12 protein-coding genes and 1 pseudogene are annotated in these 16,673 nt (G+C 66.3%); 8 read left to right on the top strand and 5 right to left on the bottom strand.

Annotated elements, in window-relative coordinates; genetic code table 11:
• Positions 1–252: 252 nt before the first annotated feature.
• The gene (locus Q0996_RS13120; RefSeq protein WP_299620224.1) at positions 253–1,776 is read right to left on the bottom strand and encodes a catalase; all 1,524 of its coding nucleotides are present in this window, start codon (positions 1,774–1,776) and stop codon (positions 253–255) included.
• Between the two features lie 168 nt (positions 1,777–1,944).
• On the opposite strand from Q0996_RS13120, the gene Q0996_RS13115 reads away from it, so the two are divergent.
• Entirely contained in the window at positions 1,945–2,871 is a 927-nt protein-coding gene (locus Q0996_RS13115) for a LysR substrate-binding domain-containing protein (protein ID WP_299620221.1), read from the top strand.
• A 76-nt stretch (positions 2,872–2,947) separates the two neighbouring features.
• Here the strand turns inward: Q0996_RS13115 and Q0996_RS13110 are convergent, their stop codons facing one another.
• Complete coding sequence (locus Q0996_RS13110) at positions 2,948–4,534, bottom strand: alkaline phosphatase (RefSeq protein ID WP_299620218.1); 1,587 nt, start codon at positions 4,532–4,534, stop codon at positions 2,948–2,950.
• Between the two features lie 302 nt (positions 4,535–4,836).
• On the opposite strand from Q0996_RS13110, the gene Q0996_RS13105 reads away from it, so the two are divergent.
• A complete protein-coding gene (locus Q0996_RS13105; RefSeq protein ID WP_299620215.1) occupies positions 4,837–6,840 on the top strand; it encodes a PAS domain S-box protein in 2,004 nt (667 codons plus the stop codon).
• A 146-nt stretch (positions 6,841–6,986) separates the two neighbouring features.
• Here the strand turns inward: Q0996_RS13105 and Q0996_RS13100 are convergent, their stop codons facing one another.
• Positions 6,987–8,762 carry an SLC13 family permease gene (locus Q0996_RS13100; RefSeq protein WP_299620212.1) on the bottom strand — a complete coding sequence of 592 codons (1,776 nt, stop codon included), beginning with the start codon at positions 8,760–8,762 and terminating at the stop codon, positions 6,987–6,989.
• Positions 8,763–9,227: 465 nt separating this feature from the next.
• Between Q0996_RS13100 and Q0996_RS13095 the strand changes: the two genes are divergently transcribed.
• The 4 genes from Q0996_RS13095 (at position 9,228) to Q0996_RS13080 (ending at position 13,209) form a co-directional block, all read left to right on the top strand.
• Positions 9,228–9,710, top strand: coding sequence for a hypothetical protein (locus Q0996_RS13095; RefSeq protein WP_299620209.1), 483 nt, complete (start codon positions 9,228–9,230; stop codon positions 9,708–9,710).
• A gap of 51 nt (positions 9,711–9,761) precedes the next feature.
• The gene (locus tag Q0996_RS13090) at positions 9,762–11,186 is read left to right on the top strand and encodes an NAD(P)/FAD-dependent oxidoreductase (RefSeq protein ID WP_299620206.1); all 1,425 of its coding nucleotides are present in this window, start codon (positions 9,762–9,764) and stop codon (positions 11,184–11,186) included.
• Positions 11,187–11,289: 103 nt separating this feature from the next.
• The gene (locus tag Q0996_RS13085) at positions 11,290–12,054 is read left to right on the top strand and encodes a TVP38/TMEM64 family protein (RefSeq protein WP_299620203.1); all 765 of its coding nucleotides are present in this window, start codon (positions 11,290–11,292) and stop codon (positions 12,052–12,054) included.
• Between the two features lie 111 nt (positions 12,055–12,165).
• Positions 12,166–13,209: a TAXI family TRAP transporter solute-binding subunit gene (locus tag Q0996_RS13080; RefSeq protein WP_299620200.1), complete on the top strand. Its 1,044-nt coding sequence runs from the start codon at positions 12,166–12,168 to the stop codon at positions 13,207–13,209.
• Between the two features lie 279 nt (positions 13,210–13,488).
• Here the strand turns inward: Q0996_RS13080 and Q0996_RS13075 are convergent, their stop codons facing one another.
• Positions 13,489–14,148: a glutathione S-transferase family protein gene (locus Q0996_RS13075; RefSeq protein ID WP_299620197.1), complete on the bottom strand. Its 660-nt coding sequence runs from the start codon at positions 14,146–14,148 to the stop codon at positions 13,489–13,491.
• A gap of 157 nt (positions 14,149–14,305) precedes the next feature.
• Here Q0996_RS13075 and Q0996_RS13070 point away from each other — a divergent pair, with 157 nt between their 5' ends.
• Entirely contained in the window at positions 14,306–15,697 is a 1,392-nt protein-coding gene (locus tag Q0996_RS13070; protein ID WP_299620194.1) for a M17 family metallopeptidase, read from the top strand.
• 101 nt (positions 15,698–15,798) lie between these two features.
• Positions 15,799–16,155, top strand: a complete 357-nt coding sequence (locus Q0996_RS13065) for a MarR family transcriptional regulator (protein WP_299620191.1) — start codon at positions 15,799–15,801, stop codon at positions 16,153–16,155.
• Positions 16,156–16,308: 153 nt separating this feature from the next.
• Here Q0996_RS13065 and Q0996_RS13060 read toward each other — a convergent pair.
• Positions 16,309–16,527: pseudogene (locus tag Q0996_RS13060) on the bottom strand (GIY-YIG nuclease family protein); the annotation flags it as partial.
• Between the last annotated feature and the right edge of the window lie 146 nt (positions 16,528–16,673).

Genomic DNA, 16,673 nt, shown 5'->3' with positions numbered 1-16,673 from the left:
TTTTTGGCAAACACATTACCGCATATTATTCCGCTCCCGCGCCCACCGCGTCAAGAAGAGTGGCCGGAGAAACCGGCCGCCGCGACGGAGGAGGGGAAAGCGGCGACCGGCCTCTCCGGCCGAGGTGCTCCGGTCTCCCAGAGATCAGAAAGGGAGCGGGGTCCGGAAGACCGGCAGGAGACTTGGGTGGACCCGCCCGAGATTGGCCCAGGCTTGGATGGCGCGGGCAGGCCCAGGGTTACAAAAGCGCTGTTACATGAGCTCCGATACTAAATCGCGGTTGCAGGGAAGCGGCTCCGCCGCCTCGGGGGTGTAGGCGACGCCCAGGGCCTTGGCCACGCCGGCGCCGTAGGCCGGATCGGCGGCGTGGAAGTGGGCCAACTGTTTCTGCACAATGAAATCCGGCACCCCGGCCATGGCCCCGGCGATGGCGTTGAACAGCCTTTCCTTCTGCGCGTCGTCGAACAGGCGAAAGAGGGCGCCGGCCTGGCTGTAGTCGTCGTTGCCTGCGCGGTGGTCGTAGCGCCCGGCGTCGCCGGAGATCTTCAGGGGCGGCTCGGCATAGTCCGGCGCCTGGGCGGGGCCATTGAAGGAGTTCGGCTCGTAGTAGGCATCCGGATTGCCGGTATCGTTGCGGAAGAACCGCAAGGCGCCGTCCTTGTGGTAGTGGTGCACGGGGCACTTGGGCGCGTTCACCGGCAGCGCCTCGTAGTGGGTGCCCAGGCGATAGCGGTGCGCATCGGCATAGGAGAAGATGCGCGCCTGCAGCATCTTGTCCGGCGAGAAGCCGATGCCCGGCACGATGTTGGAAGGCGAGAAGGCGGCCTGCTCGATCTCGGCGAAGTAGTTGTCCGGGTTGCGGTTCAGCTCCATCACGCCGACGTCGATCAGCGGATAGTCGGCATGGGGCCAGACCTTGGTCAGATCGAAGGGGTTGAAGGGCGTCTTTTCGGCGTCGGCCTCCGGCATGATCTGCACCTTGACTTCCCACTGCGGGAAGGCGCCGCCGTCGATGGCGCCGTAAAGATCTTCTTGATAGCTCTCCCGGCTCGCGCCGATCACCCGGGCCGCCTCCTCGTTCGTCAGGTGGCTGTGGCCCTGGCGGGTCTTGAAGTGGAACTTGACCCAGAAGCGCTCGCCCGAGGCGTTGATGAAGGAGAAGGTGTGGGAGCCGTAGCCGTTCATGAAGCGCGGGCTCACCGGGATGCCGCGGTCGGACATCAGGATGGTGATCTGGTGCAGGGACTCCGGCGACTGCGACCAGAAGTCCCACATCGCCGTGGCCGAGCGCAGGTTGGTCCTGGGATGGCGCTTCTGCGTGTGGATGAAATCCGGGAACTTCAGCGGATCGCGGATGAAAAAGATCGGCGTGTTGTTGCCCACCAGATCCCAGTTGCCTTCCTCGGTATAGAACTTCACCGAGAAGCCGCGCACGTCGCGCTCCGCATCGGCGGCGCCCAACTCGCCGGCGACGGTGGAGAAGCGGGCCAAGAGTTCGGTCTTCTTGCCGACCTCGGAAAAGATCTTGGCCCGGGTGTACGGGGTGATGTCGTGGGTGACGGTGAAGCTGCCAAAGGCGCCCCAGCCCTTGGCGTGGACCACGCGCTCAGGGATGCGTTCGCGGTTCTGGTGCGCCAGCTTTTCGATCAAATGATAATCCTGCATCAGGATCGGGCCGCGCGCCCCGGCGGTCAGGGAATTCTGGTTGTCGGAGACCGGCGCCCCAGCCGTGGTGGTCATGGTGGGTCTGCCCTTGGTCTTGCTGTGCTCTGTCATCTGAGATCGTCCTCCTGCCCTACCTGCGCCCCGCGCCGGGTCCTGTCGCCAGCCAGCGACCAGGGAAGGATGCCGCCGACCCGACAATAAGGAAAATCGATTGTTTCAATAATAACAATCGGTATAGCCTATCGCTCTGAATCTGCCATCAGAAACGGAGCCGGTGCCATGAACCTGCGGGACCTGCGCTACATCCTCGCGGTGGCGGAGGAGCGCCACTTCGGCCGCGCGGCGGAACGCTGCCACGTCAGTCAGCCGACCCTCAGCGGCCAGATCCGCAAGCTGGAGGACTACCTGGGCGTGACCCTCTTCGAGCGCACCAACCGTTCGGTGGTCACCACCCCGGTGGGGGAGACCATTGCCCGGCACGCCCGCCTGGCGGTGGAACAGGCGGAGCTGATCGAGGGCATCGCCCGTGCCCAGCGCGACCCCATGAGCGGCCCCCTGCGCCTCGGGGTCATCCCCACCATCGCGCCCTATCTGATGCCGCTGGTGCTGCGCAGCCTTACCGAGCGCCATCCCCGCCTGACACCGGTGCTCTTCGAGGAGACCACCGGCCGCTTGTTGGAACGCCTGGCCGGCCATGAGATCGACGCGGCGCTGCTGGCCACCGATCCCGGGCTTGCCGAATTGACCAGCCTGCCGCTGTTCGAGGAGCCCTTCTGGGTCGCCCATCCGCGCGACCATCCCCTGGCGGCGTTGGAGGAGATCACCGAGGCCGACCTGGCGGGCGTCGATCTGCTGCTGCTCACCGATGGGCACTGCCTGCGCGACCAGGTATTGAAGGTCTGCGCCCAACCGGGTGAACGGAAAGGCAGGAACAGCAGCGCGCTGGGGGATCTGCGCGCCGCCAGCCTGGACACACTCCTCAACATGGTCGCCGCCGGCTTCGGCTGCACCCTGATTCCGGCCCTCGCCGTGCGCGGCCCCTGGATGACCGACATGGGCATCATCGCCCGGCCCCTGGCCCTGGCCACCGCGGCGCGGCCCGTGGCCCTCTGGCATCGGCGCAGCTTTCCTCAGCCGGAGAAGATCGCGGCACTGGCCGAGGTCGTCATGGCCAAGCTGCCCAACACGGTGCGCCCCTCGAGTTAGGCGCCGGGCAAACACAGAGAGGGCGCCGCGCCGGTGCCGGCGGGCGCCCCCTTTTGTCGAAGTAACCGCCCCGTGGTCAGGCGCTGGCGGCTTCCAGGGTCACGGTGTAGAGCGCCTTGTCGTTCAGGTCCTTCAGGGTCACGGTCATGGCCTCGGTCTCGCCGTCGATCTTCACGTGGCCGAAGAACTGCAGCTCGTCGCTCGGCGGCAGGTTGGGCTTGCCGCCGGGATGCTTGGAGTAGACAACCTGCGGGCCGAAGGTGTTGTCCATCTCCCCGGGCCCGAAGGAGCCGGCGTGGACCGGGCCGGAGACGAACTCCCAGAAGGGATTGAAGTCGCGGAACTGCGCCTTGCTGGGATCGTAGTAGTGGGCCGCGGTGTAGTGCACGTCGGCGGTGAAGAAGACCGTCTGGGTGATGTTGTTGTGCTTGATGAAGCGCAGCAGGTCGGCGATGTCCTGCTCGCGGCCCAGTACCGGGCCGTCGCCGTTGGCGCTGTTCTCGAAGGTGTTCTTCTCACGCCAGTTGTCATAGACGATCAGGCCCAGCGGCATGTCGCTGGCGATCACCTTCCAGGTCGCCTTGGAGGCCAGCAGTTCGCGCTTCAGCCACATGAGCTGCTGCGGGCCCAGGAAGTCGGTGTCGCGGCTGCGGGTCGGCTGGTTGTTGGGGCCGTTGGGGCCGCGGTAGCTGCGCAGGTCTAGGAAGAAGATGTCCAGCATCGGCCCGTAGGAGACCTTGCGGTAGATGCGCTCGCGGTCGCTGGCGTGCTCGCGGATCGGCATGTACTCCAGGAACGCGCGGTTGGCCCGGCTGGCCAGCAGGGAGGCGCTCTTCACCTTGTAGCGGTCGTCGGAAATCAGCATCTCACCGGGATACCAGTTGTTGACCACCTCGTGGTCGTCCCACTGGGCGAGCATCGGCACCTCGGCGTTGAAGCGCTTCACGTTCTCGTCCATCAGATTGTACTTATAGTTGCCGCGGAACTCGGCCAGGGTCTCGGCGACCTTGGTCTTCTCCTCGATCAGGAGGTTCTTCCAGACCGAGCCGTCGGGCTTCGTCTTCTCCGCTTCCAGGGGATTGTCGGCGTAGATCGTATCGCCGGAATGGATGAAGAAGTCCGGCCGGTTGTTGCGCATGGTCTCGTAGCAGCGCATGCCGCCCCAATCCAGATCGATGCCCCAGCCCTGGCCGCAGGTGTCGCCGGTCCAGACGAAGGTGATGTCCCGCTTGTCGCCGGGCCCGGTGCGGAAGCGCCCGACCGTGGGCTCGCTGACCAGGTTGACGTCGGCCAGGTCCTGCCAGCGTAGGCGGTAGAAGATGTCCTGCCCGGCCGGCAGGTCGGTCAGGTCCATCTTGGCGGTGAAATCGCTGGCGGCAATGGCCGCGGGGCCGCGCAGGCGTTGCGCATTGGCAAAGGAATCGCTGGTCGCGACCTCCACCAGCAGCCGCGAGGGGCGGTCGGCGCGGGCCCAGATGATGCCGCTGTTGGTGGTCACATCGCCGGACTGAACGCCATGGGTGAAGACGGGCCGGTTGGCCTGGGCGATGGCGGGAAAGCCGAGCAGGCCGGCGCCTACAAGGCCGGCACCGGCGGCACCGCCGCGCAGCACCTTGCGCCGGGAATAGAGAGCGGACGATCGGGGGAAACGCGCGGACGGCATGATCTTCTCCTTGGGTTGCGCGGCTGTTTGGGGACCCGGGGCGCGGGCGCCGGCCCTCTGAGCCGTCGTTGGGGTGACTGTCTTATGGTTAACAGTTTCGATAGCGCCCAGACTTTGCCGGGGGATGTCGCTTGTGGGTCACTTTGGTGACGGATCGCTGCGGCCCGTAAGGCCCCCGAATGGCTCTATCCCTCGGGACTTTGGGGGAGAATCTTCAACGTCTTTTAACGCTTGTCTGATGAACTTTAACCCTGTCTTTAAATTTCACGAGAGGGTTTCGGTCCTTGCCTACGAAGGCGGAGTTGGCCGAGGAAGTTGTACGGCTGAGGCGCCGCGTCGAGGAGGTCGAAAGCCTGGAAGCGCAACGCGCCCAGGCCGAAGCGGCCTTGCGCGACAGCGAGGAGCGCCTGCGCGGCTTTGCGGCCGCGGCCTCCGACTGGTTCTGGGAGATGGACTCCGAACTGCGGGTCTCCTTCGTCTCGAAGCGCCTTGAGGAAGTGACCGGCGTCGACCCCAACGCCATCCTCGGCAAGACCCGCCAGGAACTCGGCGCCGGCGACACCGATACGGAGAAGTTCGACGCCCATCTCGCCGACCTCCAGGCGCATCGCCCCTTTCGCGACTTCCGCTACGTCTATCTCGCCGCCGACGGCAGCCGGCAGTACTGGTCGATCAGCGGCATCCCGCTTTTCGATCGGGACGGTGGCTTCCTCGGCTACCGCGGCACCGGCCGCAACCTGACCGAGGAGTACCATGCGCGCCGCATGGCCTTTGAGGCACAGGACCTGCTGCTGCAGGCGGTGGAATCCTTCTCCGCCGCCGTCGCCCTTTTCGATGCCGACGACCGCCTGCTGCTGTTCAACGACAGCTATCTGGAATTCCACAACACCTGCTCGGAGAACATCGGGCCCGGCATGTCCTTTGCCGAGCTGATCCGTTCGCAGACCCGCAACGGCTTGATCCCCGCCGCTTTCGGGCGCGAGGAGGAGTGGATCGCCGAGCGCATGGAACGCCACCTCCACCCGCGCGACGAGTTCGAGGTGGAACGGTCCGATGGCATCTGGCTGCGCGTGCGCGAGGAGCGGACCGCCAACGGCGGAACCTTCCTGACCGCGACGGACATTACCGAGACGAAGGTCATCGAGCGGGCCGAGCAGGAAATCCGCGACCGGCTGCACGCGGTCATCGACCACCTTCCCGCGGGCCTCACCCTGAAGGACCAGGACGGCTCTTACCTGCTGGTCAATCAGCAGTTCCGGGACCTCTATGGTCTTCAGGAGCAGACCCTGGTGGGCGATACCGCCTTCGACCACTTCAGACAGAGCGAGGCGGAGGTTTTCCGCGCGCAGGACGGGATGGTCCTGAAAACCGGCGTGCCGATGGAGGTGGAGTCCGAGGTGACCTGCGCCAACGGCGAAAAGGTCTTCGCCATGATCACCCGCTTTCCGGTGCGCGACTTCGCCGGCTCGCCCATCGGCGTCGGCGGCATTCATGTCGACATCACCGACATGAAGGAAAAGGAGCAGGAGCTGCGGGTCGCCCGGGACGAAGCCGAGCGGGCGAACCGGGCCAAGTCGACCTTCCTGGCCAACATGAGCCACGAGCTGCGCACGCCGCTGAACGCGATCATCGGCTTTTCGGAGATCATGGAGCAGGAGCTCTTCGGTCCTCTGGGCAACGACCACTACAGCGAATACGCGGTGGACATCCGCCGCTCGGCCAGCCACCTGCTGTCGATCATCAGCGACATCCTCGACCTCTCCAAGATCGAGGCCGGCCGCATGGAGCTCCATGAAGAGTCCATCGACATCGGCTCCGCGGTCCGGTCCTGCCTCAACATCGTCAAGGAAGCGGCGGCCAACGCTGGCCTGGAGCTGGTCGCCGTGCTTCCCGACGACCTGCCCCTGCTGCAGGCCGACAAGCGGGCGATCCGCCAGATCCTGCTGAACCTGCTGTCCAACGCCATCAAGTTCACGCCGAAGGGCGGCAGCGTCCATACCGAGGCCCGCATCGAAGCGAACCAGGAGTTCACGCTGCTGGTCCGCGACAGCGGCATCGGCATGTCGGAGCAGGACATCGATCTGGTGCTGCAGCCCTTCGGCCAGATCGAAAACCCCCACACCCGCAGCCACGACGGCACCGGCCTGGGCCTGCCGATCACCAAGTCCCTGGCGGAGATGCACGGCGGGCATATGACCGTCCGTAGCAAGGTCGGCGAGGGAACCGAGATCTCGGTGCGCTTTCCCACCCGCCGGGTGGTCAGCTCCGCCGCCGGCGACGGGCTCCCGTCCCTCCGCTCCGCCTGAGCGGCGTCGGCCCTAACGGGCCGAAAGTCTTTCGTGTTTTGACGGCACCGGCCCGCACCCCCTCCCGGCCACCCAATACGATTATCCTAGTGGGTGGCCGGGAGGGGGTGCGGGCTGGAACCGAATCGACGTAAGTCGCAAACGCGCTAAAGCGGCCAGACCAGCAGGATGACCGGGACGGCCACCAGGATCACCAGGGCCTCCAACGGCAGGCCCATCCGCCAGTAGTCGCCGAAGCGATAGCCGCCCGGCCCCAGGATCAGGGCGTTGTTCTGATGGCCGATGGGCGTCAGGAAGGCGCAGGAGGCCGCCACGGCGGTCGCCATCAGGAACGGGTCGGGGCTGACGCCCAGGCGCTCGGCGATGGTCGCGGCAATGGGCGCCATGACGACGGCGGTGGCGGCGTTGTTCAGGATGTCGGAGAGGGTCATGGTCACCACCATCAGGATGACCAGGACGATGCTGGCCGAGAGCCCCGCGGTGACGATGAGCAGGCCGTCGGCGATGAGGTCCGTCGCCCCGGTGGTCTGCAGCGCGCCGCCGACCGGAATGAGCGAGCCGAGGAGCACGATCACCGGCCAGTCGATGCCGTCGTAGAGTTCGCGCACCTGCAAGAGGCCGGTAACCACCAGCAGGGCGACGGCGATGCCGAAGGCGATCTGGATCGGCACCAGCCCCAGGCTGGCCGCTGCAATGGCGGCGGCGAAGATGGCGATTACCGCAGGTCCCTGCTTGCGCTTGCCGAAGTGGATCTCGCGTTCGGCCAGCGGCAGGCAGCCCAGCGCCGGCACCAGATGCGCAAGCTGCTCGGTCTCCCCGTGCAGCAGCACCACGTCGCCGGGGCGCACGCGGAACGACCGCAGGCGCCCGCGGAAGGGTTTGCCCTGGCGCGAGACGGCCAGAATGGTGATGCCGCGCCGCGCGAACAGCCGGAGCGACCCGATCAGCCGCCCGTCGAGGCGCGAACCCGGCGCCACCACCACCTCCATCAGGGTCGCGTCTTCCGGCGCCTTCGGCTTGTCCCCGGCCTCGTCGGTCGCGCTGATTTCCAGGCCGAGCTTGGTGACGAACTTGTCGATCTCCTCCGGAGCCGCCTCGATCTTCAGCACGTCGCCGGCCTGAAGCTGCTTGCGAGTCGCGGCGGGATAGACGCGGTCATGGCGGATCTGGTCCATGATCACCGCGTCGATATCTGCGGTCAGCTCGTCGATCTCGTGCAGGGTCTTGCCGATGTGCGGATTGTCGTCCGGCACCCGCACCTCGGTGATGTAGTTCTCGATGTCGAAGAGGTCGCCGCCGGCGCGGCCGGCATCGCGCTGCGGAACCAGACGCCAGCCGATCAGCGCGATGTAGGCGAGGCCGGCGACGGCGATGGCCAGGCCGACCGGCGCATAGTCGAACATGGCGAAGGCTTCGCCTGTGCGCTCGCCGCGATAGGTGGCGACGATGATGTTGGGCGGTGTGCCGATCAGGGTGACCAGGCCGCCGAGGATGGAGCCGAAGGAAAGCGGCATCAGCAGCTTTGCCGGCGATCGCGCCGCCTTGCGCGCCGACTGCATCGCCATGGGCAGCAGAATGCCCAGGGCGCCGACGTTGTTCATCACCGTCGACATGGCCGCGCCCAGAGCGGCGAGGATGCCCACGTGGCCCGTCGCCGAGCCCATGGCCGGCCGGATGAGCCGCGCCAGCAGATCGATGGCGCCGGACCCGGAAAGCACGCGGCTGAGAATCAGCACCGCCGCCACGGTGATGGTGGCCGGATGGCCGAAGCCGGCGAAGGCCTGGCCGGCCGGGACCAGCCCCGCAACGACGCAGACCATGAGGCATGCGAAGGCGACCACGTCGTAGCGCCAGCGGCCCCAGACCAGGAGCACGAAGAGCCCTGCAAGGATGGCAAAGATCAGAACCTGGGACTCGGTCATCGGGATCTCGCGGCGCGTGGTTCGCTCGGCGGGCAGTCGGGCAAGAAGCGATCCCGGCGTCAAGGCGGAAATGGGGGGAGGGCCGCTGCGCTTTCCAAGTAACCAAAACAGCTCTTTAGCAATCGTTTATCTGAAACAAGGACTATGAGAGGGCAGTGATCGCAGGAAGGGGCGGCTAATTTCATGGGATCACAAGCAACCGGGGGGCTTTGTCATGCGCTGGTCCCTTGATTAAGCACCGGCATTGGGCCCCAATAGGCCGGGATCGGCATCGAAAGGCCGGGTTTTGCGCCCGTAACGACGTGTCACATCACTGTGAGAGGCCTTTTGGCGGCATTTGGCCTTCCTATTTGACCTGCAGACGAGGCGCCGGGGGTCGGGGGAGTTGACCGGGCGGCCCAAACTCAGGTCGGGGGACCAAAGAAACAGCTTGCGACCCCGCACCAGCGATACGGAGAAGGCACCATGAAGACGGTTCTTTTGCGCACTGCTTCCCTTGCCGCCGGGGCTCTGGCCTTCGGCATCGCCTCGGCCAATGCCGAGGAGGCGGAGGTCATCGAGTTGACCCAGACGGCCTGCCAGTTCGTCGAGGTCGAGGAGGGCGGCGATCACGGCTACACCTCCAACAGCAAGGCGGATTGCGATGCGATCAACGCCAAAACAGGCGATCAGCGCCTAGCCAGCGCCAAGGTGCTGAGCCTCAAGCCGGGCAAGTACGTGTTCCGCGTCACCAACAAGAACGTCCCCTACGATCTCGGCTTCTGGGTCCGCGAGCACGACTACGACTTCCGCAATCCGCTGCACAAGCTGACCAAGACTTCGGTCTCCGGCGGCGGCCTGAAGACCGGAACGACCAAGGACTACGAAGTCACGCTGGAGGCGGGCGAATACATCTATAGCTGCCCGCTGAATCCGACGCCGAACTACAGGATCGTCGTCGAAGGGTGAGTTTCCGGGCCCTTCTCCTGAACGGAAAGACCTGAAACAAGGATGGGTGAGATGGCCAAGACCATCACTGCGGATATCTGCGTCATCGGTGCCGGTTCGGGCGGCCTCTCGGTCGCGGCCGGGGCCTCGCAAATGGGCGCCGAGGTCGTCTTGCTGGAGAAAGGCAAGATGGGGGGCGACTGCCTCAACTACGGCTGCGTTCCCTCCAAAGCCTTGATCGCCGCCGGCCATGCCGCAGACACCATCCGCCATGCCGGCAGATTCGGGGTCAACGGCCACGAGCCGGAGGTCGACTTCCCGGGCGTGCGCGATCATGTGCGCGGGGTTATCGCCGCCATCGAACCGCACGATTCCGTGGAGCGCTTCGAAGGCCTGGGCGTCACGGTCATCCAGGCGGAGGGTAGCTTTACGGGCCCGGACGAGGTGATCGCCGGCGACACGCGGATCAAGGCCAAGCGCTTTGTCATCGCCACCGGCTCCTCGGCGGCGGTGCCGCCCATCCCCGGCCTCGACCAGGTTCCCTTTCTGACCAACGAGACGGTCTTCGACCTGGCCGAGCAGCCGGAGCATCTCATCGTCATCGGCGGCGGGCCCATCGGCTCGGAACTGGCCCAGGCGCAGCGCCGTCTCGGCGCCAAGGTCTCGCTGCTTGAGATGTTCACGGTGCTCGGCAAGGACGATCCCGATGTCACGGCCTTCGCGCGCAGGCGCCTGGTCGAGGACGGCATCGACATCCACGAGGGCATTGCCATCAAGGAGATCAGCCAGGACGGCAACGGCATTGCCGCGGTGATCGAGGAAAACGGCCAGGAGCGGCGCATCGTCGGCTCGCACCTGTTGGTGGCCGCTGGCCGCAAGGCCAATGTCGACGGCCTGAACCTGGAGGCGGCGGGCGTTGCCTATTCGCCCAAGGGCATCCAGGTGGATGAGCGCCTGCGTAGCAGCAACAAGAAGATCTTCGCCATCGGCGACGTCGCCGGCGGCTATCAGTTCACCCACATGGCCGGCTATCACGCCGGTATCGTGATCCGCAACATCCTCTTCAAGCTGCCAGCCAAGGTGAACTACAAGGCCGTGCCCTGGGTCACCTTCACCGACCCCGAGGTCGCCCATGTCGGCCTGACCGAAGCCGAGGCGCGTAAGCAGTTCGGCGACAAGGTCCGCGCCCTCAAGTGGTCTTTCGAGGAGAACGACCGCGCCCAGGCGGAGCGGGTGACCGAGGGCCTGGTGAAGGTGGTGGTCGGTGCGCGCGGCAAGATCCTCGGCGCCTCCATCGCCGGCGCCCACGCGGGCGAACTCATCCAGCCCTGGGTACTGGCCATCAGCCAGGGGCTGAAGATCGGCGCCATGGCCAACATCATCGCGCCCTATCCGACCCTCGGTGAAGTCAACAAGCGGGCCGCGGGGAGTTACTACACCCCCAGCCTGTTCAGCGAGCGCACGCGCAAGATCGTCCGCTTCTTGCAGCGCTTTTAAGGTAGTAGGCGGCTGCCGGCTGGCGCCCGTCCGACAACGAAAGTTCGAGATCAGCAACCGACCGCCCTTGCGCGCCTGCGGGGCGGACAGTCCGGAGTTTGTCATGACCGACCATGCATCGACGCCTGTCCCCGCGCCGCAGCCGGGGGAAAGTCCCCGCAAGGGCTCTCTGATCAAACGCCTTCTGCCTCTGGCAGTGCTTGCGGCCGCCATCGCGGCGGCCTTTTCCCTGGGCCTGCACGAGCATCTCTCCATCGAGACCCTGCGCGAGCACCGTGCCTTCCTGAACGGCTTCGTGGCCGAGAACGCCCTGCTGGCCGCCGTGGCCTTCGTTACGGTCTACGCCCTCTCGACGGCGCTGTCGCTGCCCGGCGGGGTGGTGCTCACCGTCGCCGGCGGATTTCTCTTCGGGGTCACCCTCGGCACGCTCTATGTGGTCGTCGCGGCGACACTCGGCGCCACCGCGGTTTTTCTGATCGCCCGTTCGGCCCTCGGTTCCTTCCTGCAGGAGCGCGCGGGGCCCTTCTTGAAGCGCATGGAGGCGGGCTTCCGCGAGAACGCCCTCAGCTATCTCCTGGTGCTGCGCTTGATCCCGCTGTTCCCCTTCTTCGTTGTCAATCTGGTCCCGGCCTTCCTGGGCGTCTCCTTACGCATCTACGTGCTCGGTACCTTCTTCGGGATCATCCCCGGCACCCTGGTGTTCATTCTCGCCGGCGCCGGCCTCGGCTCGGTCTTCGACCAGGGCGGTCAGTTCACGGCGGGTTCGGTGCTGACGCCGGAGGTGATTGCCGGGCTCGTCGGCCTCTCCCTGCTGTCGCTGCTACCGGTTGCCTACAAGCGCATCAAGGCCCGCCGGGCGCAAAGCTGATCCCAATACCCGTCTGGAGGCGGCGTCGCTCTGGCGCCCGTCCGGCCGGCTTGATATCTTTGGGCGCTGCAACGGCCGGGCATTCCTCCGGCCTCAAACTATGAGGTGCCCATGCTTCGCCGCACGCCGGCCCCTTCGGCGGGCCGCAGGCTGTTCGCAATTCTTGCCGGCCTGTCGCTCCTGCTCGTTCTCTCTGTCAGCCTGGTGGCGGCCCAGGATATTCGCTTTTTCCGTATCGGCACCGGCTCCACGGCGGGGACCTATTTCCCGGTGGGCGGCATCATCGCCAGCGCCATCTCCTCGCCGCCGGGCAGCCGCGACTGCGAGCGCGGGGGCAGTTGCGGGGTGCCGGGCCTGGTGGCCGTGGCCCAGTCGACCCGGGGATCGGTGGACAACGTGCGCCAGATCCGCGACGGCAGCCTGGAGTCCGGCTTCAGCCAGTCCGACGTCGCCTTTTGGGCCTTCAACGGCCAGGCCCTCTTCGAAGAGGAGGGCGCGATGACCGGACTGCGGGCCATCGCCAATCTCTATCCGGAGACCCTTCACCTGGTGGTCCGCTTCGACTCCGGCATCAAATCCATCGGCGACATCAAGGGCAAGCGCATCTCGCTGGACCGCAAGGGCTCCGGCACCCGGGTCGACGCCCTGCTGGTGCTGAAGGCCTTCGGGATCTCCGAGGACGATCTTCAGGTCGAAGCGCTGGGCTCCGGCGCGGCGGCCGATGCCCTGCGCGAAGCGGAGATCGACGGTTTCTTCTTCGTCGCCGGCACTCCGGCGGTCGCGGTTCAGGAGCTGGCCGAGGAAGCGCTCGTCGAGCTGGTGCCCATCGGCGGCGATGGGGCCGAGCGGCTGCTGGCCGACTATCCGTTCTTCGCGAAGCATGTGCTGGCCGCCGGGACCTATCCGGGGATCGGCGAGACGGAGACCATCTCCGTCGGTGCCCAGTGGCTGGTGTCGGAAAGCGTGCCGGAGGAGATCGTCTATCAGATCACCCGCTCGCTCTGGCACCCGAGCACCCGCCAGTTGCTGGACAAGGGGCACCCCAAGGGCCAGCAGATCGTCATCGAACAGGCTCTGGAAGGCCTCGGCGTGCCGCTGCATCCGGGCGCCGAACGCTACTACCAGGAAACCGGCGCGCTGCAGCCAGGGCCTTAACGGGCACCAGCCCGCCTCGGCTTGGGGCAGGGCAGTGAGGGCTCAACGGCGAACGGCTTGCAGCAGAGAGATTGTCACCCCCACCCCGACCCTCCCCCATCGAAGGGGGAGGGGGAAGGTATTGAAGCGGCTCAAAAAAAAACTCCTCCCCCCTTGATGGGGGGAGGTCGGGAGGGGGTGAGAAACACGCACGATGGCTACCTGTTTGCGCACCGCCTCGCTTAATCGGACATCAGTGGGCACCAGCCTGCTCCGGCTTGGGGCGAAGGGGTCCGGAATTCAGAGGAACTCGATGACCTCGGTCTCTTCGGCGGCAGCGGCCACCCACTCCTGCATGGCGGGCCAGGCCATGATGGTGGCGCAGTATTCCTCTGCCGCATCCTCCAGCGTCACTTCGAAGCTGCGAAAGCGCGTCACCACCGGCGCGTAGAAGGCATCGGCGATGGTGGGTTCGCCGAACAGGAATCCGCCCCCGCCCCCACCAACATCGCCAAAGCGTTCGCGGCAGTCGCGCCAGATCGCCTGGATGCGCGCGACCTCGGCCGCGACCTCCGGGGTCAGGGGGTGGTCGGGGTAGCGCCGGCGCAGGTCCATCGGCAGGGCCATGCGCAGCGCGCGAAATCCGGAGTGCATCTCCGCCACCACGCAGCGCGCCAGCGAGCGCGCCGCCGGGTCAACCGGCCAGAGCTGGCGTTCGGGGTAGCGCTCGGCGAGATGTTCGCCGATGGCCAGGCTGTCCCAGATTGCCTCGCCGTCCTCGATCAGGACCGGCACCAAGCCCGCTGGACTGTGGCGGAGGACTTTCGCCTTCATGTCAGGCTTGCGCAGCAAGATGACCTCTTCCTCGAAGTCGATGCCCGCCAGCTTTGCGATCAACCAGCCGCGCAAGGCCCAGGAGGAGTAGCTCTTGTTGCCGAGGATCATCGTGTAGTTTGGCATGGGGTCTCACCTCCGGGTCGACAGGGCGGAGATTTAGCGCAAAGATGCCGGCGCTGTGCAAGTCGGTCGTGGCCCGTCTGTGCGGCCTCATCATTCCGACGCGCGATCCCGCCGCGTTTCATTCCAGACTTTTTTTCCGGAGCTTTCTGCCTTGGCGATGACTTCCCCTCTCGTTTCAGACGACCCGGCGGCCAAAGCGATCACCGCCCTGGCCCGCGACGCCTATGAATCCTGGCTGAAGGCGCAGAGCGCACCGCGCCGCGCCTGGGTCGCGCAGAGCGGTTTCAAGGCCAGGCCGGGGGAGACCTGCCTGCTGCCTTCCGCCGAAGGCGGGCTGGAGGAGGTGCTGCTGATCCTGGACGAGGAGGAGCCGATCTGGTCCTTCGCGGCCCTGCCCGGCACGCTGCCCCCGGGGACATACCATCTGGCACCGGCGCTGCGGCCCGCGGCGGCGACGCGCGCTGCCCTCGGCTGGTGGCTCGGCACCTATGCCTTCAGCCGCTACAAGGAGAACAACCGCGAGTTTGCGCGCCTGGTCTGGCCCAAGGCGGCGGATCAGGACCTGGTCGCCCATACCGCCGAGGCAATCTTTCTCACCCGCGACCTGATCAACACGCCGGCCAACGACATGGGGCCGGCGGAGCTGGCCGATGCCGCCAAGGCGCTGGCCCGGCGCCATCGCGCCAAGTGCAGCGTCATCGTCGGCGACGCGCTGTTGCGCAAGAACTATCCGGCGGTTCACGCGGTGGGCCGGGCCAGCACCGACGAGCCGCGCCTCATCGACCTGCGCTGGGGCACGCGCGGCCCCAAGGTCACGCTTGTGGGCAAGGGCGTCTGCTTCGATTCCGGCGGCCTGGACCTGAAGCCGGCGGCCGGCATGAAGCTGATGAAAAAGGACATGGGCGGCGCGGCCCATGTCCTGGGGCTGGCCTCCCTGATTATGGCGCAGAAGCTGCAGGTCCGCCTGCGCGTGCTGGTGCCGGCGGTGGAGAACGCGGTCTCCGGCAACGCCTTCCGCCCGCTCGACGTGCTGCAGACCCGCAAGGGGCTCACGGTGGAGATCGGCAACACCGACGCCGAAGGCCGGCTCATTCTCTGCGACGCGCTGGCCGAGGGGGACAGCGAGAGCCCGGATCTGATGATCGACTTCGCCACCCTGACCGGGGCGGCGCGGGTGGCGCTGGGCACCGACCTGCCGGCCTTCTTCTGCAACGACGACAAGCTGGCCGGCGCAGTGTTGCGTCAGGGCGCGGCGGAGCACGACCCGGTCTGGCGGATGCCGCTCCACAAGCCCTATCGCCAGGGCCTGGACAGCAAGGTGGCCGACCTCAACAACATCTCCAACAGCCCCTACGGCGGGGCGATCGTCGCGGCGCTGTTCCTGGAGAACTTCGTCAGCCCAGCGACCCGCTGGGCGCACTTCGACATCATGGCCTGGAACCCCGCCGGTCGCCCGGGCCGTCCCGAAGGGGGCGAGGCCATGGGCCTGCGCGCCGTCTACGCGGCCATCGCCGAGTTCTCGCGGCGCAACGCCGCCGGCAAACGCTGACCGGCTGCCCTTTGTGCGTTCCCGGCGGTCGCTATCCTTGCGCTCGGCTAAGCAAATCGGCAGAATTTGTTTCGCACCTGTAACGACAACCGGTCTGACCGATGGCCGCCCCGCCGCTTCTGACGCCGGGCCAGGCGCTGGCCCTTTGGCACAGCGTCATGGTCACCTCGCTGAACCGCGCCCTGCCGGATCTGACGGCGCGGCAGTTCGCCCTGCTGCTGCATGTCTATCAGGCCGCCCCGCCCCACACCGTGCGCGGGCTGGCGGCGCTGCTGAACATCTCCAAGCCCGCGGTCACCCGCGCTCTGGACCGCCTGGAGGCGCTGGAATTCCTGCGCCGCAAGACCGACGAGGCCGACCGCCGCTCGGTCCTGGTTCAGCGCACCGTGAAAGGCTCGGTCTTCCTGCGCGAGTTCGCCGACCTCGCCGCCGAAGCCGCCCGCACGCTGGAGGGGTAGTAGGGCTCTCAACCACGCATAGGGGGCAAAGGCCCCACGACCTCCCATCGCGTCACCCTCGGGCTTGTCCCGAGGGTCCATTTCTGAGCCGCTCAAGCCTTCGTAGAGATCCTCCCAATTTGGGTTCTCGCGTTCGATCTGGTTGATTTTCCATCCGCGAGGCCAGCGCTTCATCGTCTTCTCTCGCTGGATCGCCGGTTCGACTTGATCGTAGGTCTCGAAGTAGATGAGCCTTTTCACTCCATGACGCTTGGTGAATCCGGCGACGAACCCTTCCCGATGTTCGTGAACGCGCCGCAACAAATCATTGGTCACGCCGATGTAGAGGGTACCGTTCCTGTGGCTCGCGAGGATGTAGACGTAGTAAGCCAAGGCTCGAGCGTGTCACCACCATGGATGCTCGGGACAAGCCCGAGCATGACAATTGAGGTTTAATCCCGTCACCCTCGGGCTTGTCCCGAGGGTCCATCGCGCCGCCCGCTGGGGCTTCGCAGGCGGGCTCGAGCATGACGGTGTTG

Source organism: Pelagibius sp. (assembly GCF_028289705.1).
Classification (GTDB): domain Bacteria; phylum Pseudomonadota; class Alphaproteobacteria; order Kiloniellales; family Kiloniellaceae; genus Pelagibius.
This window is presented reverse-complemented; position numbering and strand designations above follow the sequence as displayed.

Excerpts from the sequence above, each read along its gene's own strand:
- Q0996_RS13120 (WP_299620224.1), bottom strand. The coding sequence starts at position 1,776 with ATGACAGAGCACAGCAAGACCAAGGGCAGACCCACCATGACCACCACG.
- Q0996_RS13115 (WP_299620221.1), top strand. The coding sequence starts at position 1,945 with ATGAACCTGCGGGACCTGCGCTACATCCTCGCGGTGGCGGAGGAGCGC.
- Q0996_RS13110 (WP_299620218.1), bottom strand. The coding sequence starts at position 4,534 with ATGCCGTCCGCGCGTTTCCCCCGATCGTCCGCTCTCTATTCCCGGCGC.
- Q0996_RS13100 (WP_299620212.1), bottom strand. The coding sequence starts at position 8,762 with ATGACCGAGTCCCAGGTTCTGATCTTTGCCATCCTTGCAGGGCTCTTC.
- Q0996_RS13095 (WP_299620209.1), top strand. The coding sequence starts at position 9,228 with ATGAAGACGGTTCTTTTGCGCACTGCTTCCCTTGCCGCCGGGGCTCTG.
- Q0996_RS13090 (WP_299620206.1), top strand. The coding sequence starts at position 9,762 with ATGGCCAAGACCATCACTGCGGATATCTGCGTCATCGGTGCCGGTTCG.
- Q0996_RS13085 (WP_299620203.1), top strand. The coding sequence starts at position 11,290 with ATGACCGACCATGCATCGACGCCTGTCCCCGCGCCGCAGCCGGGGGAA.
- Q0996_RS13080 (WP_299620200.1), top strand. The coding sequence starts at position 12,166 with ATGCTTCGCCGCACGCCGGCCCCTTCGGCGGGCCGCAGGCTGTTCGCA.
- Q0996_RS13075 (WP_299620197.1), bottom strand. The coding sequence starts at position 14,148 with ATGCCAAACTACACGATGATCCTCGGCAACAAGAGCTACTCCTCCTGG.
- Q0996_RS13070 (WP_299620194.1), top strand. The coding sequence starts at position 14,306 with ATGACTTCCCCTCTCGTTTCAGACGACCCGGCGGCCAAAGCGATCACC.
- Q0996_RS13065 (WP_299620191.1), top strand. The coding sequence starts at position 15,799 with ATGGCCGCCCCGCCGCTTCTGACGCCGGGCCAGGCGCTGGCCCTTTGG.